Here is a 26,504-nt window from a genome sequence, read left to right on the forward strand (position 1 = left end):
ACTAGATTACCTTATCAGTGGACATCACGCCAATATTCTTTCTTCAACAGCACTGTTAATACTAAAAATAAGCTAATAAACCCCATTACCCACAGCCCTAACCGCTGCCGTTCAAGCTTCATTGGCTCGGCAGAATAATCTAAGAAGTTAACCAAATCACGTACGGCAACATCATATTGCTGCGGGGTTAACTCGCCACTGCCATCAGTTTCGATCCCCATTAATACTTGAGTCGGACTGCCGTCGATCATCTGAGTCTCATAGATCTTACGCGGTACCCCTTGAAGTTCTTCAAGTACATGTGGCATACCAACACTTGGAAAAAGGCTGTTATTAACCCCAAATGGACGGCTAGGATCAGCATAAAAAGAATGTAAGTAAGTGTATAACCAGTCGGTACCACGCACTCGCGCCACCATCGTAAGATCTGGTGTTGGTGCGCCAAACGAGGCTGCAGCATATTGTTCAGACATCGCATTCGTCATTAAATCACCAATTTTAGCTTGGGGATTAAACATTAAATGCTGCTGCATAAGTTCAACAGGAATGCCTAAATCAGTGGCTACACGCTCATAACGTTGATATTGGGTTGAATGACAACCTGCACAATAATTGGCAAACAATTGTGCTCCTCGCTGCAACGAGGCTTTATCTGTCAAATCATTATTCGCCGCTTGCAAACTGACATTGCCTCCACCCGCAATGGCCAATGTCGGCAGCCAAACCAGTAATGCTACAATCCATTGTTTCATTTGAATGTCACCCTCTTTGGTAGCGGTTGAGTCGCTTCATTTTTACTGTAGAAAAACAACACAATAAAGAACATGAAATAGGTAAAACTAAATATCTGCGCCAACAAGGTGAATATCGGTGTAACAGGTAAAGATCCCAGAATACCTAAGCCTATAAAACTGATGGTAAATTGAACTAAATTAGCCAAATGCAATTTGCTACGATAACGAAATGAGCGCACATTACAGCGATCAAACCACGGTAATAAGAACAAAAACACGATCGCAGCGCCCATTGCTGCAACCCCTAACAATTTATCGGGTACTGCACGCAAAATGGCATAAAAGGGAGTGAAATACCAAACCGGAGCGATATGTTCAGGGGTCTTCATTGGGTTAGCGGCTTCAAAGTTTGGCGCTTCTAAAAAATAGCCGCCCATTTCTGGAGCAAAAAAGATCACGTAGCTAAAGAACAACCCAAATATTGCAATTCCAATCAGATCTTTAACAGTGCCGTAAGGATGAAACGGAATCGAATCAATAATGTCGTATTTTTTAGTGTAGTCTTGATGAAAAGTAAACTGGGTTTGATGATCATCACCTTGGCTACCTTTGGGTAATTTAGTGTCGATACCATCGGGGTTATTTGAACCTACTTCATGCAGTGCTAATACATGTAACACCACCAACAGTAACAGTACTAACGGCAATGCAATCACGTGTAGAGCAAAAAAACGGTTTAAGGTTGCGCCAGAAATAACATAGTCACCACGGATCCATAAAGTAAGATCATCGCCAATCACAGGGATCGCACCAAACAGTGAGATAATCACCTGCGCCCCCCAATAAGACATTTGTCCCCATGGCAATAAATACCCCATAAAAGCTTCAGCCATCAACACTAAAAATATTAGCATGCCAAATAACCACAATAGTTCACGCGGTTTTTGATAAGAACCATAAATTAAGCCGCGAAACATGTGCAGGTATATCACCACAAAAAAAGCTGAGGCTCCGGTCGAATGCATATAACGCAGTAGCCATCCATACTCAACATCTCGCATTATGTATTCAATCGAGGCAAAGGCACCTTCAGCTGATGGCACATAATTCATGGTTAACCAAATACCGGTAATGATCTGATTAACTAGGACTAACATCGCCAAAGAGCCAAACACATACCAAAAATTAAAGTTCTTTGGCATTGGATATTGAGATAAGTGTTTACGATATGCATTTACGATAGGTAGACGTTGATCAATCCAATTAACTAAGCCAGCCATTACACCGTCTCCTTATCAAGTCCAACCAAAATAGTGTTGTCGTCTAGAAATTGATATGGCGGTACCACCAGATTAAGCGGTGCTGGCACTCCTGCAAACACTCGCCCAGCCATATCAAAGGTTGAACCATGGCAGGGGCAAAAAAAGCCAGCAGCAACACCGCTCACTTGATCACTAAAACTGGTGGGTAGATAGGTCGGCGAACAGCCTAAGTGGGTACAAATACCAACAGCTAAAAATATTTCAGGTTTTAATGAACGATGTGAATTCTGCGCATATTGTGGTTGTTGTGGCTCTTCAGAGGTAGGATCACGAAGCTGAGCATCATGAGTAGCTAATTGCTGTAATACTGCTTGGCTGCGACGTACTATCCATACAGGCTTGCCGCGCCATTCCACTCGAATCATTTGCCCATCAGCTAATTTGCTGATGTTTACTTCAACGGGGGCACCTGCCGCTTTGGCTTTCTCACTTGGGTTCCATGATTTAATAAAAGGCACAGCAATCGCTATTGCCCCTATACCGCCGACGATCGAGGTTGTTGCCGTTAGAAAGCGACGTCTTCCATTACTTATTCGCACATTGTTCATCCGTTTTCTCCAATAGCTCCTGCTTGGATTGTTATTTTTATATATCCCTAACGCTTAGATACAAATCTATCCAAACATACCGCAGTAACAATATTGCTATAGTTTCAATTTATCGCCAACATTTTAAGAATATGTAAAGCTCAATATATTCACAAGTTCACATCATTGTTTAGCGGTAAATATCGAACACAGGCAAGTTATCGTTATTATGCATCAAGCATTAGTTAAAAACGTGATGGAAGATATGGATATGAGGTGCGAGGTGCGAGGTGCGAGGTGCGAGGTGCGAGGTGCGAGGTGCGAGAAAATATATTATTAACAATAATGAACAATACTTTCTAAAAAATACTCAAAAAAAAAGCCCAACCCGAGGGCTGAGCTTTTTCTGTACACAGTAAACCAGATAAAAATCTGGAAGCGTAATATTAACGCTTAGAGAACTGTGGACGACGACGTGCTTTACGTAGACCAACTTTCTTACGCTCAACGCAACGAGCGTCGCGAGTAACGTAGCCAGCTGAACGTAGAGCAGGACGTAGAGTTTCATCGTATTCCATAAGAGCACGAGTGATACCGTGACGGATAGCACCAGATTGACCAGTGATACCACCACCTTTAACAGTGATGTATAGGTCAAAATTCTCAGTCATGCCAACAAGCTCAAGAGGCTGAAGAACTACCATGCGCGCTGTTGGGCGGCTGAAGTACTCTTCGATGCTACGCTTGTTGATTACGATGTTACCAGTACCCGGTTTGATGAAAACGCGAGCTGCTGAGCTTTTACGGCGACCAGTGCCGTAGTATTGATTCTCTGCCATTGTCATAATTCCCAATTAGATGTCTAGTACTTTAGGCTGTTGTGCAGCATGGTTGTGCTCAGTACCCGCGTAAACTTTAAGCTTACGGAACATAGCACGGCCTAGAGGACCTTTTGGAAGCATGCCTTTAACAGCAGTTTCAATAACCATTTCTGGTTTCTTAGCAATTAGCTTATCAAAGCTGATTGACTTAAGGCCGCCGATGAAGCCAGTGTGGTGGTGGTACATTTTATCTGTACGCTTTGCACCAGTTACTGCTACTTTCTCAGCATTGATAACTACAATGTAGTCACCAGTGTCAACGTGTGGAGTGTACTCCGGCTTGTGCTTGCCACGTAGACGAGAAGCGATTTCAGTTGAAAGACGACCTAGAGTTTTACCTTCAGCGTCAACAACATACCAGTCACGTTTTACAGTTTCTGGTTTAGCAACGAAAGTTTTCATGCTAATTAATACCCATTATTTAAATAGTTTCACTTACTAGAACCATCAAATGATGATCCCTCTGTTAAGAGCCCAGTCATCACCCCTTCGAGTGGGTGGCACTCCTGGCTTTCGCCATACAGGTACGGTGGGTCGCAAGATTATAGAGAAGGGTGCGGAAAAAATCACCTTTTTTCCCAAAAAAAATGGTTTTTTTTCATATTAACCGTCTGAAATTGATAATTAGGCCAACAAATCACAATCAAAACTGTGTTAATCGGCTCAAATTGCATGGCTAAGTCGTATTCGTCATTCATCAATTAAATGAGGTTTTGCTAAATATTGTTCACTTTGCATTTCAATTAAACGTGAACAACAACGTTTAAATTCAAATAATAACCGCCCTTCGGTATAAAGTTCAGTTAATGGCGCTGCTGCAGAGATAATTAATGTCACGTTACGCTCATAAAACTCATCAACCATGGCGATAAAACGCCGCGCGGCATCTTGCTCTGTTATTAGCGGTACATCGGCAAGCAATACCGTATGGTACAACTGTGCAATTTCAATATAGTCATTTTGACTGCGCGCTGTTTGGCATAGCTGCTGAAAGCTAAACTGTACCACCCCTGTTGCTTCACGTTGTGCAATCACCGAGCGCTGATTAATGATGATGCTTTTATTATGCTGGCGTGGCTCCGTTGTCAATTGCTCAAAATAATGTGCTAAATTAGCATTCGCTTGCTGCCCTAATGGCGAGTAATAAATTTCAGCCTGAACCAATGTCCGTAGTCGATAATCCACCCCAGCATCAACATTGACTACTTGGCAATATTGCTTAATAAGCTCAATCGCAGGTAAGAATCGTGCACGTTGCAAACCATTTCGATATAAACCATCGGGCTCGATATTGGATGTTGCCACCAGCGTAACGCCTCGTTTAAACAAAGCATCAAGTAATGTTGCTAAAATCATTGCATCAGTAATATCGCTGACAAAAAACTCATCAAAACAAATAATATCAGTGTGCTGTTTAAAATTATCCGCCACATGCTCTAATGGATTTTCAGTGCCATCAAGCTGTTGCAACTGCTGATGGACACGGTACATAAAACGATGAAAATGAATCCGCAATTTTCGTTCGGTCGGTAAACACTCATAAAAGGTATCAACCAGGTAAGTTTTACCCCGTCCAACACCGCCCCAAAAATACAGCCCCGTAACTGGCACGATTTCTGCTTGAGTTGTTGTGGTTTTAAACAATGATTTAGTCATTAACCATAACCGTTGCCATTCCGTCGTGGCTGGTGATGGAGCAGCAGGGGCAATTAATCGATGGTATAGATCATCTAAATGAGCAACCGCCTGGGCTTGAGCAGGATCGGCAAAAAAATCGACACGTTGTAGATCTGCATGGTATTTGTCGAGCGGCGTCAGCTGATTCATTTGATGTTATTCCTTTACATCTTAATTGCCATAAAACTGCAGCATAAATAGTCATAATATATGATTGAATCAGTATCATGCGCAACCTGCTCAAGGTATAGTAATAGCGTTATTACTTATAAATAAACAGTACTCTGACTAAGAAAACACGTATTAACACCCAAATTACAAGGAATTATCATGGCTATGAGTTGGATTATTGCAGTTGCTATTTTCATTGTTGGAATTTTTGTTGGCTCCCTAGTAAGTCGCGTTACCAACAAGAACCAAAATCAACAAATATCACTAAAAAAAGATCTTGATAAATCAAAATATGAACTTGAGCAATATCGCCAAGAATTGGTCGACCATTTTGCTCGTAGTGCGGAGTTATTAGATAACGTATCTAAGGATTACAGTAAGTTATATGAGCATATGGCGAAAACGTCCGCCGAACTTATGCCAAATTTACCGACCCAAGATAATCCATTTGCACAACGTATTACCAGTCTAGAGTCGGTTAAAAATACTCAACCGATTGAAGATGAAGTCATGGATCACCAACCCCGTGATTATGCTAACGGTGCAACAGGGCTATTTAACGATAAGCCAGCAACGGTTCGAAGTGATGAAATTCCCACAACAGAAGCTACTGCAAAAGTCAGTTAGCGCCTCATCTCAATACTAAGACTTCCCCCCCACAAACCATCATAGTGGGGGAACTTAATTCCAGCAAATAAGTCATACTTTAACTTATTAAGTTGGAGTTACATCATGCGTAAAAAAAACCTTTTTGTTATTAGCGCATTAGCATTAACGATTAGCGCTCTAATGCCGCCAGTCACTGCCAATGCTGCGTTACCTGTTGCTGTTAATAATCAACTGATGCCTAGCCTAGCGCCAATGCTTGAGCAAGTAACACCTGCTGTGGTGAGTATCGCAATTGAAGGCAAGCAAGTTTCAAAGCAACAACTACCTGAAGCTTATCGGTTTTTCTTTGGTCCCAATTTTCCTGCCGAACAAGTTCAAGAGCGCCCTTTTCGCGGCTTAGGTTCTGGAGTGATCATTGATGCCAACCAAGGCTATATTGTTACCAACCAGCATGTAATCAATAATGCCGATAAAATACTAGTACAACTCTATGACGGTCATGAAGTCACGGCTAAATTGATTGGCAGTGATAAAGCATCGGATATTGCCTTACTGCAAATACAAACCCCTCAAAAACTGACCGCGCTTAAATTAGCTAATTCAGATAAATTACGAGTAGGTGATTTTGCGATCGCGATTGGTAATCCTTTTGGGCTCGGACAAACGGTGACTTCAGGCATAGTATCAGCATTAGGTCGAAGTGGATTGAACCTTGAAAATATAGAAGATTTCATTCAGACCGATGCGGCAATCAATAGTGGTAACTCTGGTGGCGCATTGATAAACCTTAACGGTGAGCTGATCGGCATTAATACCGCAATACTGGCACCCAATAAAGGCAATGTCGGGATTGGATTTGCCATTCCATCAAATATGGTCAATAACCTTACCTCACAATTAATTAAATTTGGTCGTGTTCAGCGAGGAACCCTTGGCATTCAAGGTCGTGAACTGACACCAGAACTTGCCAAAACCTTTGGTTATAGCACTAATAAGGGTGCGTTTGTAAACCAAGTTATGCCTAATTCAGCAGCACAAAAAGCAGGCTTAAAAGCGGGTGATATTATTACTCAAGTCAATGGCAATCCTATTCGCTCATTCAGTGAGTTACGTGCCAAAGTTGCCACACTTGGAGCAGGAAAAACATTAACCTTACAAGTTATGCGTAATGGTAAGTTACAACAATTTACGGTGACTCTGAGTGCCAGTGAAAATAATATTGTTAAAGCTGATGATATTCACACTAACTTAACCGGCGCCCAACTCACTGATGTTACAGTTAACGGTAAGCCTCACGGCGTTGAAGTAAGTAAAGTCTCTCAAGGTTCACTCGCGGCGCGATCAGGGCTGCGCAAAGGTGACATTATTATTGGGCTCAATCGCACTCCAATTAGTAACCTTAACCAATTGCGTAAACTGTTGCAGCACCCACCGCAAGTGATCGCACTTGAAATTCAACGAGGCAATAATGTGTTATATATTATTATTCGTTAACCATCATTATATTCGCGATCACGACACGAATAATATTGCGTTAATTTAACCATCACAATCGTGCCAAAAGTTGGTCTCGCTCTAGAGGGGGTGCTATTCTGTTGGCACCTTTTTTATTTCTCATTTTATAAGGACAGTTAATGCTGGCATTTCTTGGTCGCTCTATTGCTCTTGGCCTTATTACTGCAATTATAGTGCTGATTGCCGTCCCTGATTTACGTCCAACGACGCCAGTGTCCTTATCATTACCCGATAACGGTTCAACCCCACTCTCTTTTAATTATGCCGTTCGCCGCGCTTCACCAGCCGTGGTTAATATTTATAATCGCCGCTATGACAACAGTAATAGCGAAGAACGTGAGTTACGGACCCAAGGGTTAGGATCTGGCGTTATCATGAGTGATAAAGGCTATATCGTCACTAATTACCATGTGGTTGCCCATGCAGATCAAATCATTGTTGCCCTACAAGATGGTCGTGTTCTCAATGCGCAATTGATCGGTTTAGATCAATTAACTGATCTAGCGGTATTAAAAATTAATGCCGATAATTTACCCGTCATTCCTGTTAACCCGCAATATAAAGCCGCTGTTGGTGATGTGGTTCTGGCAATTGGTAACCCTTACAATCTCGGTCAAACCACGACCTTTGGTATCATCTCAGCCACTGGCCGATCAGGTATGAGTTTCTATGGCCCGCAAGATTTTCTGCAAACGGATGCTGCGATTAATAAAGGCAATTCCGGCGGTGCATTAGTCAATACTCGCGGAGAATTAGTTGGTATTAATACCGCCTCTTTCCAACAGGCAACCAATATCGAAACCTATGGTATTTCATTCGCTATTCCGTATCAGCTAACGATTAAGATCATGCAAAAATTAATTGCTGATGGTCGCGTGATTCGCGGTTGGATCGGTATTCAAGGGCGTGAGATCAATCCATTAATGGCACGGCTTTATGATGTAGCCAAGGTCAATGGCATTATCGTTGATGGTATGGACCCAACCGGTCCGGCATCAAAAGCTGGATTTAAGAAAAATGATATTGTGATTGAAATTGCAGGTAAAGAAGTCACTAATGTTCAAAGTGTCCGTGATATCGTGACAGATATTCGCCCAGGCACGCATATTCAAGTGAAGATATTACGTGACGGTAAACCGATGATGATTCCAGTCACTGTTGCTAATCGGCCGCCAATGGCGAACCCACCCAAATAGCCAATCATTAGCATTAGTAATTGATATCAAATAAATAATAAAAGTAGCAATAAAAAAACCTCGCACAATATGCGAGGTTTTTTATTAACACTTTAGAGCTAAACCAAAATGGTTTATGCAGAAATACGTTCGATATTCATGCCAAGTGCACTAAACTTTTGTTCGATGAACTCATAACCACGGTCGATATGGTAAATACGATCAACAATGGTCTCGCCTTTAGCAATACTACCCGCAATCACAAGGCTTGCTGATGCACGTAAATCTGTTGCCATCACTTGCGCGCCACTTAAGCCATCAGTATCACCACAAATAACAGTGTTACCTTCGATTTCAGCGTGAGCACCCATGCGGATAAGCTCTGGAATATGCATAAAACGGTTTTCAAAAATCGTTTCAGTGATAATACCTGTGCCTTTCGCCATTAGGTTTAATAACGAAAATTGCGCTTGCATATCAGTTGGGAAACCTGGGTGCGGCGCGGTGCGAATATTCACAGCTTTAAGCTCACGATCAGTCATATCAAGACTGATCCAATCAGCGCCAGTTTCAACCAGTGCGCCAGCTTCTTCTAGCTTAGCCAATACCGCTTCAAGCAGTTCAGGCTTAGTATTGCGGCACACAATCTTGCCACCAGAAACCGCAGCAGCAACTAAGAATGTACCGGTTTCAATGCGATCAGCAACCACTTCATGGTAACCACCAGCAAGACGATCAACACCTTCGATCGTAATCGTTGCCGTACCTGCACCGGTAATTTTAGCGCCAATGGCATTTAAGAATGCCGCTGTATCTTCAATCTCTGGTTCACGGGCTGCGTTTTCAATCACCGTCGTGCCTTCAGCAAGTGTCGCCGCAGACATGATAGTTACTGTTGCACCAACACTGACTTTATCCATCACGATATGTGCGCCTTTAAGACGGCCATCGACAGACGCTTTCACGTAGCCTTCATCAAGAGTGATGGTTGCGCCAAGCTGCTCAAGACCCACAATGTGTAAGTCGACTGGGCGGGCACCAATTGCACAACCACCCGGTAATGACACTTGACCTTGACCAAAGCGTGCCACTAAAGGACCTAATGCCCAAATCGATGCGCGCATGGTTTTCACAAGATCATACGGCGCACAAAACTCGTTAACATCGCTAGCATCAATATCAACTGATGAACCATTACGCGACACTTTCACGCCTAAACGTGACAGTAATTCCATGGTGGTATCAATATCGCGTAACTGAGGCACATTAGCAATTTCTACTGGACCTTCAGCAAGTAAAGCGGAAAATAGAATTGGCAATGCTGCATTTTTAGCGCCAGAAATAGCCACTTCACCGCTTAATGGGCCGCTGCCCTGAATACGAAACTTTTGCATCATTTAGCTCTCTATAACGACATTAATTTTTTATCACGCGCCCACTCTTCAGGCGTGTATGTTTTAATACTTAACGCGTGAATGTCGTTTGCAGCAATACGATCCATTAATGGACCGTAAATTGTTTGTTGTTTTTTAACGCGGCTCATGCCGTCAAATAATGTACCCACAGCAATCACTTGGTAGTGGCTACCTTCGCCTGTAACGATGACTTCATCGACATCTAAAGCGGCTTCTAGAATTTGTTTAATCTCAGAGATTTCCACGAGCTATCCTCTCTACAACTTACTCCATGCAAGCTGTTAACATTGGTTCGATATGGCTTAAGCGAAACAGCGTCTTAAGCTCTTGAGGGATATTATGTAACATCACGTTACTTCCCGTTTGCTTAAGTTGCTGGCATAAATGCAGCAACATTACCATGCCAGCCGAGTCTACTCGAGACAAGTCAGCAAGATCGAGTGTTAACTGCTTATTATGTGGCATCCATTGGTTTCTTTGGCGCCAAAAAGCAGGCACTGTGTCACGATCTAACGACCCTGACAAGCGGTATTGCCCATCAGCAATAACTTGCCAACTAATCTGATTAACAGCCATGATTAGTTTTTCTCAATCTGAATCGGTTTTGCAGCCAAATCACGTAAACTTTGTGTCACCGCATCAATACCTTTGGTGCGTAATTGACCACTCCATTCACTTTGCTTCGTTGAAAGCATACTGACACCTTCAGCTACCATGTCAAATCCCTGCCATTCTTTGGTTTTTTTATTCAAACGTAATTTGAAATCAAGACGAATAGGCGGACGTTGCGGATCAATAATATCCACTCGAACCGAAATAATACTTCGATCAGCAGGCACTGGCTTTGGTGATTCTAGCTCAATTTTTTGATCGGTATATTGAGTCAACACTTGCGCATACGACGCCACCAAGTAATCAGTGAAAGCTGCAGTAAAGGCATCACGTTGCTCAGCAGTCGTGTTACGTAAGTTAGCCCCTAACACTTTGTATGCGGCATAACGGGTATTAATATAAGGTAATAATTCTTGCTTAACGATCACTCGAAGTTCTTCAGGATTAGCTTGAATTTTTTTCTGTTCCGCTTTTAGCGTACCAAACAAATGTGCCGATACTTTATCCATCATTTGATAAGGATTAGTCTGATCAATGGTTGCCGCTTGTACCAACATCGGAACAGCAAGTAAACACAGCATTAAGCCACGTATAAATGTCATGGTGGTTCTCCTCATTATTTCTTATCACCGCCAAGGCTATACAGCACTTGACCAATCATATCTTCTAATACTAATGCAGATTTAGTGTCTTCAATTAAATCTCCGTTATGTAGCATTTCAGTATCGCTATCAATAAATCCAGGACGAATACCTAAGTACTGCTCACCCAATAAGCCAGAGGTTAAAATCGATGCTGAACTGGTTTCAGGGAAATAACCAAACTTTTTATTGATCGCTAAAGTCACAATCGGTACATAAGTCTGTTTATCTAACGTAATCGACGTCACTTCACCGACGTTAACCCCGCCAACCTTGACTGGAGAACGTACTTTTAAGCCTCCAATATTGTCAAAGTGGGCTTTTAGAGTATAGGTTTCTGTACTACCAAAACTTTGCACATTAGCGACTTTAAACGCCAATACTAATAAAGCACTGATGCCGGCCAGCATAAACACACCAACCCACAATTCTAATCGTCTATTTTGTTGCATTATCTTTATCCATCTAATTTATGCCGTCGTTATAGATGCGGCTAAGTGAATGTTTAGCTACCAAACATGAGTGCAGTTAACACAAAATCAAGTCCTAATACCGCTAATGATGAATTAACCACGGTACGGGTTGTCGCACGACTGATCCCCTCAGAGGTTGGTACAGCATCATAGCCATTAAAGACAGCAATCCATGTTATTACGATAGCAAATACCACCGATTTGATAATGCTATTACCAATATCAGTACTGAAATCAACCGATGATTGCATCACCGACCAAAAACTGCCGTAATCGATCCCTTTCCAATCAACACCAACTAATTGTGCGCCCCAAAGTCCAATTAAAGAGAACATCAGCGCTAACAATGGCATTGAAATAACCCCTGCCCAAAAACGTGGCGCAATTACACGGCGCAGCGGATCAACCGCCATCATTTCCATGCTGGATAATTGCTCGGTGGTTTTCATTAAGCCAATTTCAGCGGTTAATGCAGAGCCGGCACGGCCGGCAAACAACAGCGCCGTCACCACCGGACCCAATTCACGCAATAACGATAATGCCACCATTTGACCAAGGCTGGTTTCAGCACCGTAACCGGCTAATACCAAGTAACCTTGCAGGCTCAATACCATGCCGATAAATAATCCCGATACTAAAACAATTGCCATTGATAACACTCCAACTGAGTACAGTTGTTTGATCAATAATGGCAACATTTTTATCGGTTGCGGCTTACATACTAGCGCGCCGTATAACATCAAACTTGCACGGCCGCAGGCTTGACACTTTTCGATAGTCGCTCGTCCCAATCGGGAAATCGCATCAATTATCATTTTTTGCTCATATTCTCTGTTGTCATGCACCGCGACGCTAATGCCAATCAGTGCGCTACATTAATTAACCAAATAAATCATCACCTAACGGCTGCGCTGGAAATTGAAATGGCACCGGACCATCTGCATCACCATCTAAAAATTGACGTACTTGAGGGTTGGTATCTGCACGTAATTGATCGGGTGTACCACTACCAATGATCTTACCACCAGAGAGGATATAGACATGATCTGCAATACTCATCACTTCAGGCACATCATGCGATACGATCACAGAGGTAATATTTAACGCCTGATTAAGATCACGAATTAATTTTACCAGCACCCCCATTGTGATTGGATCTTGGCCAACAAAAGGTTCGTCGTACATCATTAAATCGGGATCAAGCGCAATCGCACGAGCCAATGCTGCTCGACGTGCCATACCACCCGATAACTCATTGGGCATCAATTGTGCAGCACCACGTAAGCCAACGGCTTCTAATTTTAGTAGCACTAAGGTTCGTAATAAATCTTCAGGTAACTGAGTGTGTTCTCGCAACGGAAATGCGACATTATCGAACACCGTCATATCAGTAAATAATGCCCCTGATTGAAATAGCATACTCATTCGCTTACGGGCTTGATAAAGTTCGCTGCGACGCAAGGTCGGAATATTCCATTGATCAAACCACACTTCACCATGGTCAGGTGCAATCTGGCCACCAATTAAGCGTAATAAGGTCGTTTTACCGATACCTGATGGTCCCATAATTGCGGTGACTTTCCCACGTGGAATATCAAGGCTAATATCATCAAAAATAGGCCGTTCACCACGAGTGAAGGTCATATTTTTAATCGAAATAAGTACATCATCATTGAGCATTAGATTTAGGTTACCTCTCGCTAACTAGCTTGCATGAGCGATGAATATTGGTGTTATTTGACACAATAGTGCTGTAAGCCACTTGATAATAAATAACTTAAAAATAATCAGTGTCTATCATAAAAAAGAGCGCTGATAATAGGAGGAATTAGCAACCAACTCAACCTAAGCGAGGTTTTATCGCACTTAAATAGCGAATTTTTATTAAAAATAATACATTTACGACAAAAGCGACATTAACTGGACAAATTCAACCGAAAACCAATTAAACCGATGCTAACCGCACACAATAAAACATCGTTTTAAAAGTATAAACAACCACGGCCTAATTTGCAGCCTTAATCCGCTTTAATTCAGTTGCTGTTAATCAAGTCAGTCATCATAAAACCGTTTCAAGATGATAATTAGTATTGGCTTATGCTTCCCTTTTGCATGAGTTAACGTCAAAATTAGCAACTCAAATTGGAAATATCTCATCAATTGATTGAAATTCGCTATTTTAGCGAGTCGTACTGAAAAGGAATTAACATGCTAGAAGCCATTGTATTGCTCTGTGTCGGGTTAGCTTTACTGGTGTGGAGTGCCGATAGATTAGTATATGGCGCGGCTGCATTAGCGAAAAATTTTGGGGTTGCACCACTGGTTATCGGTATGACGATTCTTGCCATGGGCTCCTCAGCACCAGAAATGATGGTGTCGGCGACCGCAGCACTTGCTGATAAAACCGATACCGCTGTTGGTAATGTGTTAGGGTCAAACATTGCCAATATTGCATTAATTCTTGGTATTACAGCCATCATCAAACCATTAAGCATTAGTTCAACCATTATTCGCCGTGAATTGCCGATCATGCTTGGAGTGACGGTTATTGCAGGGGCTATTTTATGGGATAACTATTTAAGCCGTAATGAAGGAATTATTCTCGCGGTTCTGTTTGGCATTTTCTTAATCGTGATGATGAAAATAAGCCGTGATAGCAAAAGTGATCCTTTAATTGAAGAACAACAAGCCGATATTCCAACAGGCGTGAGTAACACCAAAGCAATTATTTGGGTTTTGATTGGCTTAGGGATTTTATTATACTCATCAGACATGGTGGTAGGCTCTGCGGTTACTATCGCTAAGTACTTCGGTATGAGTGATTTAGTGATTGGTTTAACCATTATTGCCGTAGGCACCAGCCTGCCTGAACTGGCAGCATCAGTAGCGAGCGTCTTTAAAGGCGAAGATGACATGGCTGTGGGTAACATCATCGGCTCTAATATTTTTAATATTTTAGCAGTCATGGGTATTCCTGGACTACTCAATCCATCGGCATTAAGCCCATTAGCGATGGATCGTGACTTTTATGTTATGTTGGCCATTTCAATTCTATTGCTGGTAATGGCACTCGGTAAACGCCGCCAAATTAATCGTGTTGAAGGCGGTATCTTGGTCGTTTGTTTTGTCGCTTATCAAGCTTTCTTATTTCTAAATGTTGCCGCATAACAGGAGCGTCCACTGATGTCTGGTCAATTTGATTTTTGCAGCCATGGTAAAAAAGTACTCGATACTGAATTACAAGCCCTTGAAAAAATTCGTCATTACATCGATAACAGCTTTACTCTTGCGTGTGAGTTAATCCTCCATTGCCAAGGAAAAGTGATCGTTATGGGTATGGGGAAATCAGGTCATATTGGACGTAAAATAGCAGCAACATTGGCCAGCACTGGAACGCCTGCTTTCTTTGTTCACCCCGGTGAAGCTAGCCATGGCGACCTTGGTATGATCAAAAAAAGTGATGTGGTAATTGCGATTTCAAACTCCGGTGAAGCGACGGAAATTCTGGCGTTATTGCCGGTGATTAAACGCCTTGGTATTGCAATGATCAGCATGACAGGTCAACCTGAATCAAGTATGGCTAAAATGGCGCAAGTGAATCTTCAAGTAACCGTAGATAAAGAAGCTTGTCCACTCAATCTCGCGCCAACCTCAAGCACCACAGCGACCCTTGTAATGGGTGATGCGGTTGCGATTGCTGTGATGGAAGCACGCGGATTTACTGCTGATGATTTTGCGCTGTCTCATCCGGGTGGTGCGTTAGGTCGCAAATTATTACTTCGCATAGCTGATGTAATGCACAGTGGCGAGTTGCTGCCTATGATTGAAGAACATGCAAGTATTAAAGATGCGTTGTTAGAAATTTCGCACAAAGGCCTAGGAATGACGGCAATTGTTGATCATAGCCAACAATTACGTGGTATTTTTACTGATGGTGATTTACGACGCTTATTGGATAATCATGTTGATATTCACAACACCAGTATTGGCGAAGTCATGTCAAGCAACCCACAAACAATTTCACCACAACTATTAGCCGCAGAAGGGCTAAAATTAATGGAAGATAACAAAATTAATGGCTTATTGGTGACTGAAAACAACCAATTAGTCGGGGCGCTAAATATGCACGATTTGCTTAAAGCCGGTGTCATGTAACGCTATTATATACCTAACAATTATCGGCAACACCTAAAGACAATAAAGGCTTAAGTCTATGACTTTTAAAAAGCTATTCTATGTACTGTTAATGATTATATGTGCATGGCTCGGCTACTACCTACTTGAACAACATTGGCGACAAGACGTTCAAGTCAAACCTAATGACGAAAAACCAATGTTTATTGGTAATAAAGTCAGTAACACTAGCTTTGATTTAAAAGGCATTCGTCAATATCAAATTGACGCCGACCACCTTGAACATTTCAACGTCAGTGGTATCACGACGTTTACCAAACCCGTATTGTGGGTGTTTAAACAAGGCCAAAATGCAGAATGGCGAGTAAGCGCTAACACCGCCAAGCTAGAACAAGATAAAATCTTACATTTACAAGGTAATGTACGTATTTTTAACTTATTACCGGATTCTGATATTCAGGTTATCAAAACCGATAATCTACGCTTAAATTTAGTCAATAAAGACTTTGATACCAAAGATCATGTCACTATCAACGGCCCTGTTTTTCAAAATGAAGGCGATGGTATGAAAGGTAATATGAATCGTAATGTGGCTACTCTTCTAAAAAATGTAAAAGGTAGATATGAACCGACTAAAAATTAGTACTCTACTATGCTTGTTGTGTATCAGTGCACCAACATGGGCGATGAAAAGTGATACTAAGCAACCCATTTATATTGATTCAGACAGTCAACAAGTTGATATGCCGAACAATATTGTCACTTTTATCGGTAATGTTAAGTTACGCCAAGGTACGATTGATATTCGCGCTAATAAAGTCGTTGTCACGCGACCAAACGCGAAATCACAGCAACAAACCATTATGGCCTATGGAAAACCAGCCACATTCCATCAAATAATGGAAGACGGTAAACCACTTGACGGTGAAGCGCTTAAAATGCGTTATGAAACCTCGACTGAACGCCTAAAAATGACCGGTAAAGCTGAACTTAATCAAGATGGTAGCAATATTAAAGGTAATATTATTACTTACAATATTCGTGACCAACGTTTGGTAGCAGAAAGCGGTAACCAAGAGCGAGTCACCACCGTGATCTTACCAAGTCAATTAAACAATAATAAGAAATAAACACTATTTATGGCTATTCTAAAAGCTGAACACCTTGCAAAAAGTTACAACGGACGCAAAGTCGTTTCCGATGTCAGCCTTGAGGTAGAATCAGGGAAAATTGTTGGTTTACTTGGTCCAAATGGTGCTGGTAAAACCACGTCGTTTTATATGATCGTTGGCTTAGTCAGCCGTGATGAAGGCACAATCACCATTGATGATGAAGATATTAGCCTCCAGCCGATGCATAACCGTTCACGCATGGGTATTGGTTATCTACCTCAAGAGGCTTCAATTTTTCGTCGTTTAACCGTCTATGATAATTTAATGGCGGTATTAGAAACACGCAAAGAACTCACTAAAGAAGGCCGCCAAGACAAAGCGGAAGAATTATTAGATGAGTTTAATATTCAACACATTCGCGATAGTTTAGGGCAAGCACTATCAGGTGGTGAGCGCCGTCGAGTTGAAATTGCGCGCGCACTAGCGGCTAATCCTAAGTTTATTTTACTGGATGAACCGTTTGCAGGTGTTGACCCTATATCAGTGATTGATATCAAGAAAATCATTAAGCATTTGCGAGATCGTGGATTAGGAGTATTAATTACCGACCACAACGTTCGTGAAACACTGGATGTCTGTGAACATGCTTATATTGTAAGCCAAGGGCACCTTATTGCTAATGGTACACCAGATCATGTTCTTAACCATGAGCATGTAAAACGGGTTTATCTTGGTGATCAGTTCCGTCTCTAGCATTCACCATTGGCTATTGATTACAGATAATAACTACAATAACAATAAGGTGTATCAACGTTAATGAAAACTTCGCTCCAACTTAAGCTCGGTCAACAGTTAGCAATGACGCCTCAGCTACAACAAGCTATTCGCTTGTTGCAGTTATCTACGTTGGAACTTAAACAAGAAATCCAAGAAGCGCTTGATGGTAACCCTCTTCTAGAGCTCGATGAAACAGTTGATGCAGATGAAGTAAGTACTAACAATGAAACCTCAACTGTAGAACTCACTACTAACGACACCAGCGAAAATCTTGATGACATTGAGAGCTTTGATACCGCAGAAGCACTCGAAACCCGTGAACTGCCAACAGAGCTTCCTGTCGATAGCACCTGGGATGACGTTTACAGTGCAGGCACAGGCAGCGCTGGCATTGCCCTTGATGACGACATACCGGTTTATCAAGGGGAAACCACCGAGTCATTACAAGACTACTTAATGTGGCAAGTTCACCTCACTCCATTTAGTGAAACTGATTTAGCCATTGCGACCGCTATCATTGACGCAGTGAATGAAAAAGGTTATCTCAGCTGTAGCACCACTGAAATTTTAGAAAATTTCGAGAATGAAGATCTAGAAGTTGAACTTGATGAAGTCGAAGCCGTTCTAAAACGCGTACAGCAATTTGATCCTCTCGGAGTAGCATCTCGCAATTTACAAGAATGTTTATTGCTACAACTTGCCACTTATCCTGAGCAGACTCAATGGCTTGCTGAAGCTAAGCTGCTATTGCGCGACCACATTAATTTATTAGGTAATCGTGATTACCGTCAGCTAATGCGAGAAACTAAACTTAAAGAGCCTGAGCTTAAAGCAGTAATGGAACTGATTCATAGCTTAGATCCTCGCCCAGGTAACCGCGTCGTTTCAACTGAAACTGAATACGTTATTCCTGACGTATCAGTCTTTAAAGAGCACGGTAAATGGGTCGTTAGTATTAACCCTGATAGTATTCCACGCATCAAAGTTAATCAGCAATATGCTGCATTAAGTAATAACACTCGCAATAGTGCTGATGGCCAGTTTATTCGTACTCACCTCCAAGATGCCAAATGGCTAATTAAAAGTCTTGAAAGTCGTAATGAAACCTTATTGAAGGTTGCTCGTTGTATTGTTGAACAACAACAAGACTTTTTTGAGTTTGGTGAAGAAGCCATGAAGCCAATGGTGCTTAACGATATTGCTCTTGCGGTTGAAATGCACGAATCCACCATATCCCGAGTCACAACCCAAAAATATATGCATACGCCTCGGGGTATTTTTGAATTGAAATACTTCTTCTCAAGTCATGTCAGTACGGATAACGGCGGTGAATGTTCATCGACGGCTATTCGCGCACTGGTGAAGAAACTTGTTGCTGCTGAAAATCAGGCTAAACCCCTGAGTGACAGCAAAATTGCGACTTTATTGGCAGAACAAGGGATCATGGTAGCAAGGCGAACTATCGCTAAATACCGTGAATCGCTTGGAATTCCGCCATCAAATCAGCGAAAATGTCTGATCTAACTCAGATCAGCGCCAACAAAAGGAAGACGTCTATGCAAATCAATATTACCGGACACCATGTTGATGTAACCGATTCTTTGCGCGAATATGTCAGTACCAAGTTTGAAAAGTTAGAGCGTTTTTTCGACAAAATCAATAACGTTCAAGTGATCTTAAATGTCGAAAAAATGCAACAAATTGCAGAAGCAACATTACATATAAATTCAGGAGAAATCCACGCTAAGGCCGATTCTGAAAATATGTATGCCGCGATTGACGAATTGACTGATAAACTGGTCCGTCAATTAAACAAACACAAAGATAAACTCAATAGTCACTAATCATGCAACTGAGTAACGTATTGAGCTTGGACTGTACTAAAAGTGCAGTCCCTTGCTCCAGTAAAAAACGCGCGCTAGAGCTCATCAGTGAGATCGCGGCAACACATCTTGATCAAAATCCACAACCATTATTTGAATGTATGCTCAATCGTGAAAAATTGGGTACCACAGGTATTGGTAATGGCATTGCGATCCCTCATGGTCGAATCAGTAACAGCGATCACGCGATTGCGGTACTTATTCAATGCCAAGAACCCATAGACTTTGATGCCATTGATGGTCAACCAATTGATCTGTTATTTGCCCTTTTAGTTCCTGAAGAGCAATGTAAAGAACACTTATCGACCCTTGCAAGCATGGCTGAAAAATTGGGTAATAAGAAAATTTGCAAGCAATTACGCAATGCAACAACCGATCAAGAATTATATGACATACTGATTGATGAACAATAAATCAGCCCCTACAAACCCAAAGAAGGTAGCTAAACCATGCGGTTAATGGTTGTTAGTGGCCGTTCAGGTTCGGGAAAATCGGTCGCGCTACGCGTACTAGAAGATTTAGGATATTACTGTGTTGATAACCTTCCCGTACACCTACTGCCACAATTTGTAAATGATATTGCCAATAACGAACAAGACATTGCGGTTAGTATCGATATTCGTAATATGCCACCCCATCAAGGTGAGCTTGAAGCCATTTTTAAAAATTTAGCCAGTGATGTAGATATCAACGTTATTTTTCTTGATGCTGATGATAAAGAACTGGTCAAACGCTACAGTGAAACACGCCGCTTACATCCCCTATCTCGTCATAATATGAGCTTAGAACAAGCGATCCAATCTGAAAGCGTGTTACTGAGCGATCTTAAAGAACATGCCGATCTGGTTATTGATACCACCAACCGTTCGATTCACGATTTAAGTGAAACAGTCCGCGCACGAGTGCTTGGCCGTGAAGCGCGTGAATTGATTTTAGTTTTTGAATCTTTCGGCTTTAAACATGGTCTTCCTTCAGATGCTGACTACGTATTTGATGTCCGTTTCTTACCAAACCCACATTGGGTGCCTGAGCTCAAACCACAAACAGGGCTTGATCAAGGCGTAAAAGATTTCTTAGCCGCTCACGCTGAAGTCAATAAACTTAATTACCAATTGCGTAATTTCATTGAAACTTGGTTACCGATGCTAGAAAAGAATAACCGTAGTTATGTTACGGTTGCTATCGGCTGCACCGGTGGACAACATCGTTCAGTTTATATCGCCCAGCAACTTGCTGAGTATTTTACCCAGCAAGGCCAACAAGTGCAGGTACGTCATCGCACGCTGGAAAATTATAAATGACCATCAGTCGTGAATTATTTATACGCAATCGGCTCGGGCTTCATGCTCGAGCTGCAATTAAGTTAGTTGAGTTAGCCCAAAGCTTTGAAGCAGTTATTACTATCACCAATGGTGCTAACAGTGCCACTGCCGATAGTGTAATGGGACTATTGATGCTTGATTCTGCTCAAGGCCAAAAAATCATGGTTAGTGCTGAAGGTCAAGATGCTCAATCAGCCCTGATTGCGGTTGCAAACCTCATTGAAGCTGGATTTGACGAAGATAATTAATAGCCTATCTCACTAACAATCAATCATTGATGATAAATTGTGGTTTGTTTTTTAAGTTAATGACTTTTTTTTGCGTGTGGTACATTATCGTCAAATACGCCTTTTAGTGCGTTATTGGTAGAGAAAAAGCATGAAAAGTAGCTATCTCGCCATGATTATCATACGTATGAGCTATACTTTGCCATTTTATGGCGAATTAAATATCAATCAGCACAAGACAAAAGCTAACTGATTACGTTAAAATTCAGCTTATTGCGCCATCAAATATAAGTGGGCCTAATACCTATGGCGGATGTATTAGAACAAGATCAAACCCATCACACACTCCAAGAAGTCAACAAAGCGCTTGAAAATGGTATGTTTGTCCATGTTCGACGGTTACTCCAAGATATGGAGCCGGAGGATATTGCTCATCTGTTAGAAGCCTCACCACCGAAAGAACGTCAAGTCTTATGGCAATTGACGGATCCGGAAGAGCAAGGTGAAATTCTTGATGAACTTTCTGAAGATGTAAAAGATGGTATCGTCTCGCAAATGGAGCCAGAAAAGCTGGCTGCCGTTACCGAGGGGATGGAAAGCGATGATGTCGCATACGTACTTCGTAGCCTCTCTGATGAGCGTTACCAAGAAGTATTGGCACAAATGGATGCCACCGATCGTCATCGTATTGAAGCAGCACTCGCCTATCCGGAAGATACAGCCGGTGGCATGATGAGTACTGACTTTATCACGATTCGTGGTGATGTAACTGCCGATGTGGTATTACGTTACTTACGTATGCGTGGTGAACTTCCAGAAGCAACTGATTCACTATATGTTGTTGATGAAAAAGAAATTTTAATTGGTCACTTGTCACTATCAACCTTGATCACGACTCAACCTGACATCGAAATTAAAAATGTGATGGAAGATGCTGATGAAGCGATTGCAGTTGATATGGCAGACAGTGAAATCGCCAATATCTTTGAGCGTCGAAATTGGATATCAGCGCCTGTTGTTGATGCCAATAATCACCTTGTCGGTCGTATTACTATCGATGACGTGGTTGACTTGATCCGTGAAGAAGCAGAACACTCGATGATGTCCATGGCTGGTATGGATGACGACGAAGATACCTTTGCACCAGTATTAAAATCGGCTAAAAGTCGTAGTATTTGGTTAGGCGTGAATGTACTCACAGCCTTAGCAGCAGCCTCTGTTTCCAATATGTTTGAAAACACTTTACAACAGATGGCGACTGTAGCGGTATTGATGACAATCGTACCATCAATGGGTGGTGTGGCCGGTAACCAAACCGTAGCACTGGTTATTCGTGGCCTTGCTGTTGGTCATATCGGTGATACCAACACCCGCTGGCTACTAAGTAAAGAAGCACGCGTAGGATTAATTAATGGTTTTGTATGGGCATTAATTATCGGATTCGTGGTTTTTGTTTGGAAAGGCAGCTTGATACTGGGTGCGATCATGGCTGGAGCAATGCTAGCAAACTTATTTGTTGCTGGTGTGGCAGGGGTATTAATTCCTATTGGGCTTAAAAAACTCAAAATTGACCCCGCTCTTGCAGGCGGTATGGCACTGACAACTTGTACTGATATTGTTGGTTTAATGGTGTTTTTAGGTTTAGCAACCGTCTTTATTACGCCTTAATCCGTGATCATTCATGAATAAAAAAAAGTCCAAATCAAGTGCTTGATTTGGACTTTTTTATTGGCTATAAATCACGTCATTTACAACGATTATTCACCAGCAATTTTCATTGAGTCTAATAACATTGATCCGGTCAGGATCTGGCTGCGCATTTCAGTATCACTGCCAATAGCAACAATATTTTGCATCATGTCTTTAAGATTACCAGCAATGGTAATTTCAGAAACCGGATATTGAATCTGACCATTCTCAACCCAGAAGCCAGCAGCACCACGCGAGTAATCGCCAGTGATAATGTTAACCCCTTGGCCCATCAATTCTGTCACCAACAAACCACGATCCATCTTCTTTAGCATTTGCTCAAAGCTTTCACCAGTTGATGATACTAACCAGTTATGGATACCACCCGCATGGCCTGTTGGCTGCATCTTCATTTTACGCGCCGCATAGCTGGTCAATAAATATGTCTGCAGTGCACCATCGGTGATGATTTCACGATCATAAGTTGCCAAGCCTTCACTATCAAACGGGGTACTTGCCATGCCACGTAGAATATGAGGACGCTCACTGATATTTAACCACTCAGGGAAAATCTGCTCGCCAAGTTTATCAAGTAAAAATGATGATTTACGGTATAAATTCGCGCCGCTAATCCCCATCACTAAATGACCAAATAATCCTGTCGCAATATCAGCGGCAAACATCACTGGTGCTTCACGGGTGGTCAGTTTTTGTGGATCAATTCGGCTTACAGTGCGCTCTGCTGCATGACGACCAACACGTTCAGGCGTCCACATATCAGAAGCTAAACGTGAGGTGGTGTAACTGTAATCACGTTCCATATTGCCGTTTTTACCTTCACCGATCACACAGCAACTAATGCTATGACGACTCGAAGCATAACTGGCTAGCATGCCGTGGCTATTGCCGTAAACACGCACACCATAGTGACTGTCATAGCTTGCACCATCACTTTGTTTTACGCGTGGATCAAATGCCAATGCCGCTTCTTCGGCAGCAATTGCAACCGCGGCGGCATGATCAGGTTCAGGCTCGTCAGGGTGAAACAAGTCTAAATCAGGAATATTACGCGCCATTAATTCCGCAGGGCCAGGGCCTGCAAATGGATCTTCAGAAGTATAATTTGCAATATCTAATGCAGCCGCTACAGTTTGAGCAATAGCCGCTTCACTTAAATCAGATGTTGAGGCGCTGCCTTTACGGTTACCGCGATAAACGGTAATGCCTAGCGCACCATCGCTATTAAATTCAACATTTTCAACTTCACACATGCGAGTTGAAACACTGATACCTGTTGTTTTGTTAATGGCTACTTCGGCTGCATCAGCCTGTTTACCAGCAACTTCAAGCGCTTTTGCTACCGCAGCTTCAAGTTCAACACGCTGATGAGCAACCTGTTCTCTTACGTCCATACAATCACTTAAGGTTAGGGTTTAGCTTATTAGTTATAGAATAATGTAATTTACGCCCAAAATCGTTATTAAACTGATAAAATAGAACTATTGATACAATGAGTGAGCCCATTTATGAGCCGTAAAAACAAAAAAGCCCCTTGGGATGAAGAAGAAGAAATCATCTGGGTAAGTAAGTCTGAGATGAAACGCGACATGGAAGAGTTGCAAAAAATTGGTGAAGCATTAGTTGAGCTAACACCTAACGCGTTAGCAAAAGTGCCATTAGATGACGAAATGATGGCCGCAATTAAAGATGCCCAACGCTTTAGTAAAGAAGCGCGTCGTCGTCAATTGCAATTTATTGGTAAGCAGATGCGCCACATGGATCTCGAACCAATTCAAGCTGCACTTGATAAACTAAACAATAAACACTCACAACACACTGTTGCCCTTAAAAAGCTTGAAATCAAACGTGATAAGTTGGTTGAGAATGGTGACAGCATGTTGAATGCGATTATGGTTGATCATCCCGATGCTGATCGCCAACACCTACGCCAATTGATGCGTCAAGCAGCCAAAGAAAAGGCACAGGAAAAACCTGGCAAAGCATATCGTGAGATATTTCAATGCCTAAAAGCACTTTACCTTGCTGACTAATTAGCACGATTAGCAGTAATGAATAACAAAAATGCCAGCATTACTGTTGGCATTTTTATTAACACAATATTGTTGTTGCGACGATCAAATCACCGCAAGCCGTTATTCAGTGCCACCGACTGTCATTGAGTCAATCTTCAAGGTTGGCTGACCAACCCCCACAGGCACGCTCTGGCCAGCTTTACCACACACACCGACACCACGGTCAATATCAAGATCGTTACCGACCATAGACACCTGCTGCATCGCCTCAATACCACTACCAATTAAGGTCGCACCTTTAATTGGACGAGTAACCTTACCGTTTTCAATTAAGTAAGCTTCTGATGCCGAGAAGACAAATTTACCCGAAGTAATATCTACCTGACCACCACCAAAGTTGGGTGCGTAGATGCCATGTTTTACACTGGCAATGATTTCTTCTGGTGTATGTTCGCCAGGTAACATGTAAGTATTGGTCATGCGTGGCATTGGTAAATGGGCATAGGATTCACGACGACCATTACCAGTAGGTGCAACCCCCATTAAACGCGCGTTTAACTTATCTTGCATATAGCCTTTAAGTTTACCGCCTTCGATCAGTACATTATGTTGGGCAGGTGTACCTTCATCATCAATATTGATTGAGCCACGACGATCGACTAACGTACCATCATCGACAATCGTACATAATGGCGAAGTCACTTGCTGCCCCATTTGACCGGCAAACATTGACGAACCTTTACGGTTAAAATCACCTTCTAAACCGTGTCCAACCGCTTCATGTAATAACACCCCCGGCCAACCTGCACCAAGTACAATCGGCATGGTTCCAGCAGGCGCAGCATCAGCCTCAAGGTTAACCAATGCTTGACGAATTGCCTCATCAGCAAAAAAGATCGCTTGGCTTTTACCACTCGCATCTTCTGTTAAAAATGTCTCATAGCCATAACGACCACCACCACCAGCGCTACCACGTTCACGCTTATCGCCTTTTTCAACCAGAACACTGATCGATAACCGCACTAATGGACGAATGTCTGCTGCATAAGTGCCATCTAATGCTGCCACCAGCACTTCTTCATAAACACCGTTAATACTGGCAGAGACTTCAGTCACTAGCGGCTCTTTAGTACGAATATAACGATCAATTTCTTCAAGCAAGGCAATCTTTTGGTATTTATCAAAGCTACCTAGTGGATTAATCGGTGAGTAAATGCCCGACGATGCCATTGGTGCAAATGTCTGAACTTTACCATTACCACCTTGGCGTACAATACCACGCGCAGCTTTAGCACTTTGCGTTAAGGCTAATAAGTTAATTTGATCTGAGTAAGCAAAACCGGTTTTCTCACCCGCAACAGCACGTACACCAACACCACGATCAATGTTAAACGAGCCGTCTTTAATAATACTGTCTTCTAAAACTAACGATTCATGCCAGCATGACTGAAAATAAATATCAGCATAATCAACATCACGAGTAGCAATTAAGCCAAGAATGTTATGCAATTCATCACGACCAAGACCTGACTGGTCAAGCATGGTAGTTTCTACTGTGTTAAGGGTCATTAATTT

At 42.1% G+C, this 26,504-nt stretch carries 30 protein-coding genes; 15 read left to right on the forward strand and 15 right to left on the reverse strand.

Annotation, left to right across the window (positions count from 1 at the left end; translation table 11 throughout):
• Positions 1-14: 14 nt before the first annotated feature.
• From G6R09_RS15020 to zapE, 6 genes are all read right to left on the reverse strand, one after another.
• Positions 15-752: a cytochrome c1 gene (locus tag G6R09_RS15020; RefSeq protein ID WP_163923295.1), complete on the reverse strand. Its 738-nt coding sequence runs from the start codon at positions 750-752 to the stop codon at positions 15-17.
• A complete protein-coding gene (locus G6R09_RS15025; protein WP_065167034.1) occupies positions 749-2,014 on the reverse strand; it encodes a cytochrome bc complex cytochrome b subunit in 1,266 nt (421 codons plus the stop codon). The genes G6R09_RS15020 and G6R09_RS15025 overlap by 4 nt, the downstream gene beginning before the upstream one ends.
• Entirely contained in the window at positions 2,014-2,604 is a 591-nt protein-coding gene (gene petA / locus G6R09_RS15030; RefSeq protein WP_163923297.1) for a ubiquinol-cytochrome c reductase iron-sulfur subunit, read from the reverse strand. Before petA ends, G6R09_RS15025 begins: the two co-directional genes overlap by 1 nt.
• Before the next feature lie 425 nt (positions 2,605-3,029).
• Positions 3,030-3,422: a 30S ribosomal protein S9 gene (gene rpsI / locus G6R09_RS15035; protein ID WP_060998307.1), complete on the reverse strand. Its 393-nt coding sequence runs from the start codon at positions 3,420-3,422 to the stop codon at positions 3,030-3,032.
• Between the two features lie 15 nt (positions 3,423-3,437).
• Positions 3,438-3,866, reverse strand: a complete 429-nt coding sequence (gene rplM, locus G6R09_RS15040; protein WP_060998308.1) for a 50S ribosomal protein L13 — start codon at positions 3,864-3,866, stop codon at positions 3,438-3,440.
• Between the two features lie 288 nt (positions 3,867-4,154).
• Positions 4,155-5,282: a cell division protein ZapE gene (zapE, locus tag G6R09_RS15045; protein ID WP_163923380.1), complete on the reverse strand. Its 1,128-nt coding sequence runs from the start codon at positions 5,280-5,282 to the stop codon at positions 4,155-4,157.
• A gap of 195 nt (positions 5,283-5,477) precedes the next feature.
• Here zapE and zapG point away from each other — a divergent pair, with 195 nt between their 5' ends.
• From zapG to degS, 3 genes are all read left to right on the forward strand, one after another.
• Positions 5,478-5,939, forward strand: coding sequence for a Z-ring associated protein ZapG (zapG, locus tag G6R09_RS15050; RefSeq protein WP_065167087.1), 462 nt, complete (start codon positions 5,478-5,480; stop codon positions 5,937-5,939).
• A gap of 105 nt (positions 5,940-6,044) precedes the next feature.
• Entirely contained in the window at positions 6,045-7,415 is a 1,371-nt protein-coding gene (locus G6R09_RS15055) for a Do family serine endopeptidase (RefSeq protein WP_163923299.1), read from the forward strand.
• A 140-nt stretch (positions 7,416-7,555) separates the two neighbouring features.
• Complete coding sequence (gene degS / locus G6R09_RS15060) at positions 7,556-8,632, forward strand: outer membrane-stress sensor serine endopeptidase DegS (RefSeq protein WP_065167037.1); 1,077 nt, start codon at positions 7,556-7,558, stop codon at positions 8,630-8,632.
• A gap of 113 nt (positions 8,633-8,745) precedes the next feature.
• On the opposite strand, the gene murA is transcribed toward degS, so the two are convergent.
• The 7 genes from murA to mlaF all read right to left on the reverse strand — a co-directional run bounded on the left by murA (position 8,746) and on the right by mlaF (position 13,432).
• Positions 8,746-10,005: a UDP-N-acetylglucosamine 1-carboxyvinyltransferase gene (gene murA, locus G6R09_RS15065; RefSeq protein WP_065167088.1), complete on the reverse strand. Its 1,260-nt coding sequence runs from the start codon at positions 10,003-10,005 to the stop codon at positions 8,746-8,748.
• A gap of 11 nt (positions 10,006-10,016) precedes the next feature.
• The gene (gene ibaG, locus G6R09_RS15070; protein WP_065167038.1) at positions 10,017-10,271 is read right to left on the reverse strand and encodes a BolA family iron metabolism protein IbaG; all 255 of its coding nucleotides are present in this window, start codon (positions 10,269-10,271) and stop codon (positions 10,017-10,019) included.
• A gap of 19 nt (positions 10,272-10,290) precedes the next feature.
• Positions 10,291-10,602 (reverse strand): lipid asymmetry maintenance protein MlaB, encoded by a 312-nt coding sequence (locus tag G6R09_RS15075; protein ID WP_065167039.1) that lies wholly within the window; start codon positions 10,600-10,602, stop codon positions 10,291-10,293.
• Positions 10,603-10,604: 2 nt separating this feature from the next.
• Entirely contained in the window at positions 10,605-11,240 is a 636-nt protein-coding gene (gene mlaC, locus G6R09_RS15080; protein ID WP_163923301.1) for a phospholipid-binding protein MlaC, read from the reverse strand.
• A 14-nt stretch (positions 11,241-11,254) separates the two neighbouring features.
• Positions 11,255-11,731: an outer membrane lipid asymmetry maintenance protein MlaD gene (gene mlaD / locus G6R09_RS15085; RefSeq protein WP_060998314.1), complete on the reverse strand. Its 477-nt coding sequence runs from the start codon at positions 11,729-11,731 to the stop codon at positions 11,255-11,257.
• A 53-nt stretch (positions 11,732-11,784) separates the two neighbouring features.
• Positions 11,785-12,567, reverse strand: a complete 783-nt coding sequence (gene mlaE, locus G6R09_RS15090) for a lipid asymmetry maintenance ABC transporter permease subunit MlaE (protein WP_060998315.1) — start codon at positions 12,565-12,567, stop codon at positions 11,785-11,787.
• A gap of 64 nt (positions 12,568-12,631) precedes the next feature.
• The gene (gene mlaF / locus G6R09_RS15095; RefSeq protein ID WP_065167041.1) at positions 12,632-13,432 is read right to left on the reverse strand and encodes a phospholipid ABC transporter ATP-binding protein MlaF; all 801 of its coding nucleotides are present in this window, start codon (positions 13,430-13,432) and stop codon (positions 12,632-12,634) included.
• A 528-nt stretch (positions 13,433-13,960) separates the two neighbouring features.
• Here mlaF and G6R09_RS15100 point away from each other — a divergent pair.
• The 11 genes from G6R09_RS15100 to mgtE all read left to right on the forward strand — a co-directional run bounded on the left by G6R09_RS15100 (position 13,961) and on the right by mgtE (position 22,875).
• Entirely contained in the window at positions 13,961-14,920 is a 960-nt protein-coding gene (locus tag G6R09_RS15100) for a calcium/sodium antiporter (RefSeq protein WP_065167042.1), read from the forward strand.
• Positions 14,921-14,935: 15 nt separating this feature from the next.
• A complete protein-coding gene (locus tag G6R09_RS15105; RefSeq protein ID WP_065167043.1) occupies positions 14,936-15,907 on the forward strand; it encodes a KpsF/GutQ family sugar-phosphate isomerase in 972 nt (323 codons plus the stop codon).
• Positions 15,908-15,965: 58 nt separating this feature from the next.
• Complete coding sequence (lptC, locus tag G6R09_RS15110) at positions 15,966-16,529, forward strand: LPS export ABC transporter periplasmic protein LptC (RefSeq protein WP_065167044.1); 564 nt, start codon at positions 15,966-15,968, stop codon at positions 16,527-16,529.
• Positions 16,510-17,016, forward strand: coding sequence for a lipopolysaccharide transport periplasmic protein LptA (gene lptA / locus G6R09_RS15115; RefSeq protein ID WP_065167045.1), 507 nt, complete (start codon positions 16,510-16,512; stop codon positions 17,014-17,016). The genes lptC and lptA overlap by 20 nt, the downstream gene beginning before the upstream one ends.
• Before the next feature lie 9 nt (positions 17,017-17,025).
• Complete coding sequence (gene lptB, locus G6R09_RS15120; protein ID WP_065167046.1) at positions 17,026-17,751, forward strand: LPS export ABC transporter ATP-binding protein; 726 nt, start codon at positions 17,026-17,028, stop codon at positions 17,749-17,751.
• 105 nt (positions 17,752-17,856) lie between these two features.
• Positions 17,857-19,299 (forward strand): RNA polymerase factor sigma-54, encoded by a 1,443-nt coding sequence (locus G6R09_RS15125; protein ID WP_373423719.1) that lies wholly within the window; start codon positions 17,857-17,859, stop codon positions 19,297-19,299.
• Positions 19,300-19,331: 32 nt separating this feature from the next.
• Complete coding sequence (hpf, locus tag G6R09_RS15130; RefSeq protein ID WP_065167048.1) at positions 19,332-19,619, forward strand: ribosome hibernation promoting factor; 288 nt, start codon at positions 19,332-19,334, stop codon at positions 19,617-19,619.
• Between the two features lie 2 nt (positions 19,620-19,621).
• Positions 19,622-20,071, forward strand: coding sequence for a PTS IIA-like nitrogen regulatory protein PtsN (ptsN, locus tag G6R09_RS15135; RefSeq protein ID WP_065167049.1), 450 nt, complete (start codon positions 19,622-19,624; stop codon positions 20,069-20,071).
• A gap of 36 nt (positions 20,072-20,107) precedes the next feature.
• Positions 20,108-20,959, forward strand: a complete 852-nt coding sequence (gene rapZ / locus G6R09_RS15140) for an RNase adapter RapZ (RefSeq protein WP_065167050.1) — start codon at positions 20,108-20,110, stop codon at positions 20,957-20,959.
• On the forward strand, positions 20,956-21,228 hold the full coding sequence (locus G6R09_RS15145; protein WP_065167051.1) for an HPr family phosphocarrier protein: 273 nt from the start codon (positions 20,956-20,958) through the stop codon (positions 21,226-21,228). Before rapZ ends, G6R09_RS15145 begins: the two co-directional genes overlap by 4 nt.
• A gap of 285 nt (positions 21,229-21,513) precedes the next feature.
• Positions 21,514-22,875, forward strand: a complete 1,362-nt coding sequence (mgtE, locus tag G6R09_RS15150; protein ID WP_065167052.1) for a magnesium transporter — start codon at positions 21,514-21,516, stop codon at positions 22,873-22,875.
• Between the two features lie 89 nt (positions 22,876-22,964).
• Here mgtE and pmbA read toward each other — a convergent pair whose 3' ends face one another.
• The gene (gene pmbA / locus G6R09_RS15155) at positions 22,965-24,308 is read right to left on the reverse strand and encodes a metalloprotease PmbA (protein WP_065167053.1); all 1,344 of its coding nucleotides are present in this window, start codon (positions 24,306-24,308) and stop codon (positions 22,965-22,967) included.
• A gap of 114 nt (positions 24,309-24,422) precedes the next feature.
• Here pmbA and yjgA point away from each other — a divergent pair, with 114 nt between their 5' ends.
• On the forward strand, positions 24,423-24,947 hold the full coding sequence (yjgA, locus tag G6R09_RS15160; protein WP_065167054.1) for a ribosome biogenesis factor YjgA: 525 nt from the start codon (positions 24,423-24,425) through the stop codon (positions 24,945-24,947).
• Between the two features lie 102 nt (positions 24,948-25,049).
• Here yjgA and tldD read toward each other — a convergent pair whose 3' ends face one another.
• Positions 25,050-26,498 (reverse strand): metalloprotease TldD, encoded by a 1,449-nt coding sequence (gene tldD, locus G6R09_RS15165; RefSeq protein WP_163923306.1) that lies wholly within the window; start codon positions 26,496-26,498, stop codon positions 25,050-25,052.
• Positions 26,499-26,504: the final 6 nt, after the last annotated feature.

Origin of the sequence: Photobacterium sp. Alg240-V54 (assembly GCF_900537155.1) — a bacterium.
Lineage (GTDB): Bacteria > Pseudomonadota > Gammaproteobacteria > Enterobacterales > Vibrionaceae > Photobacterium.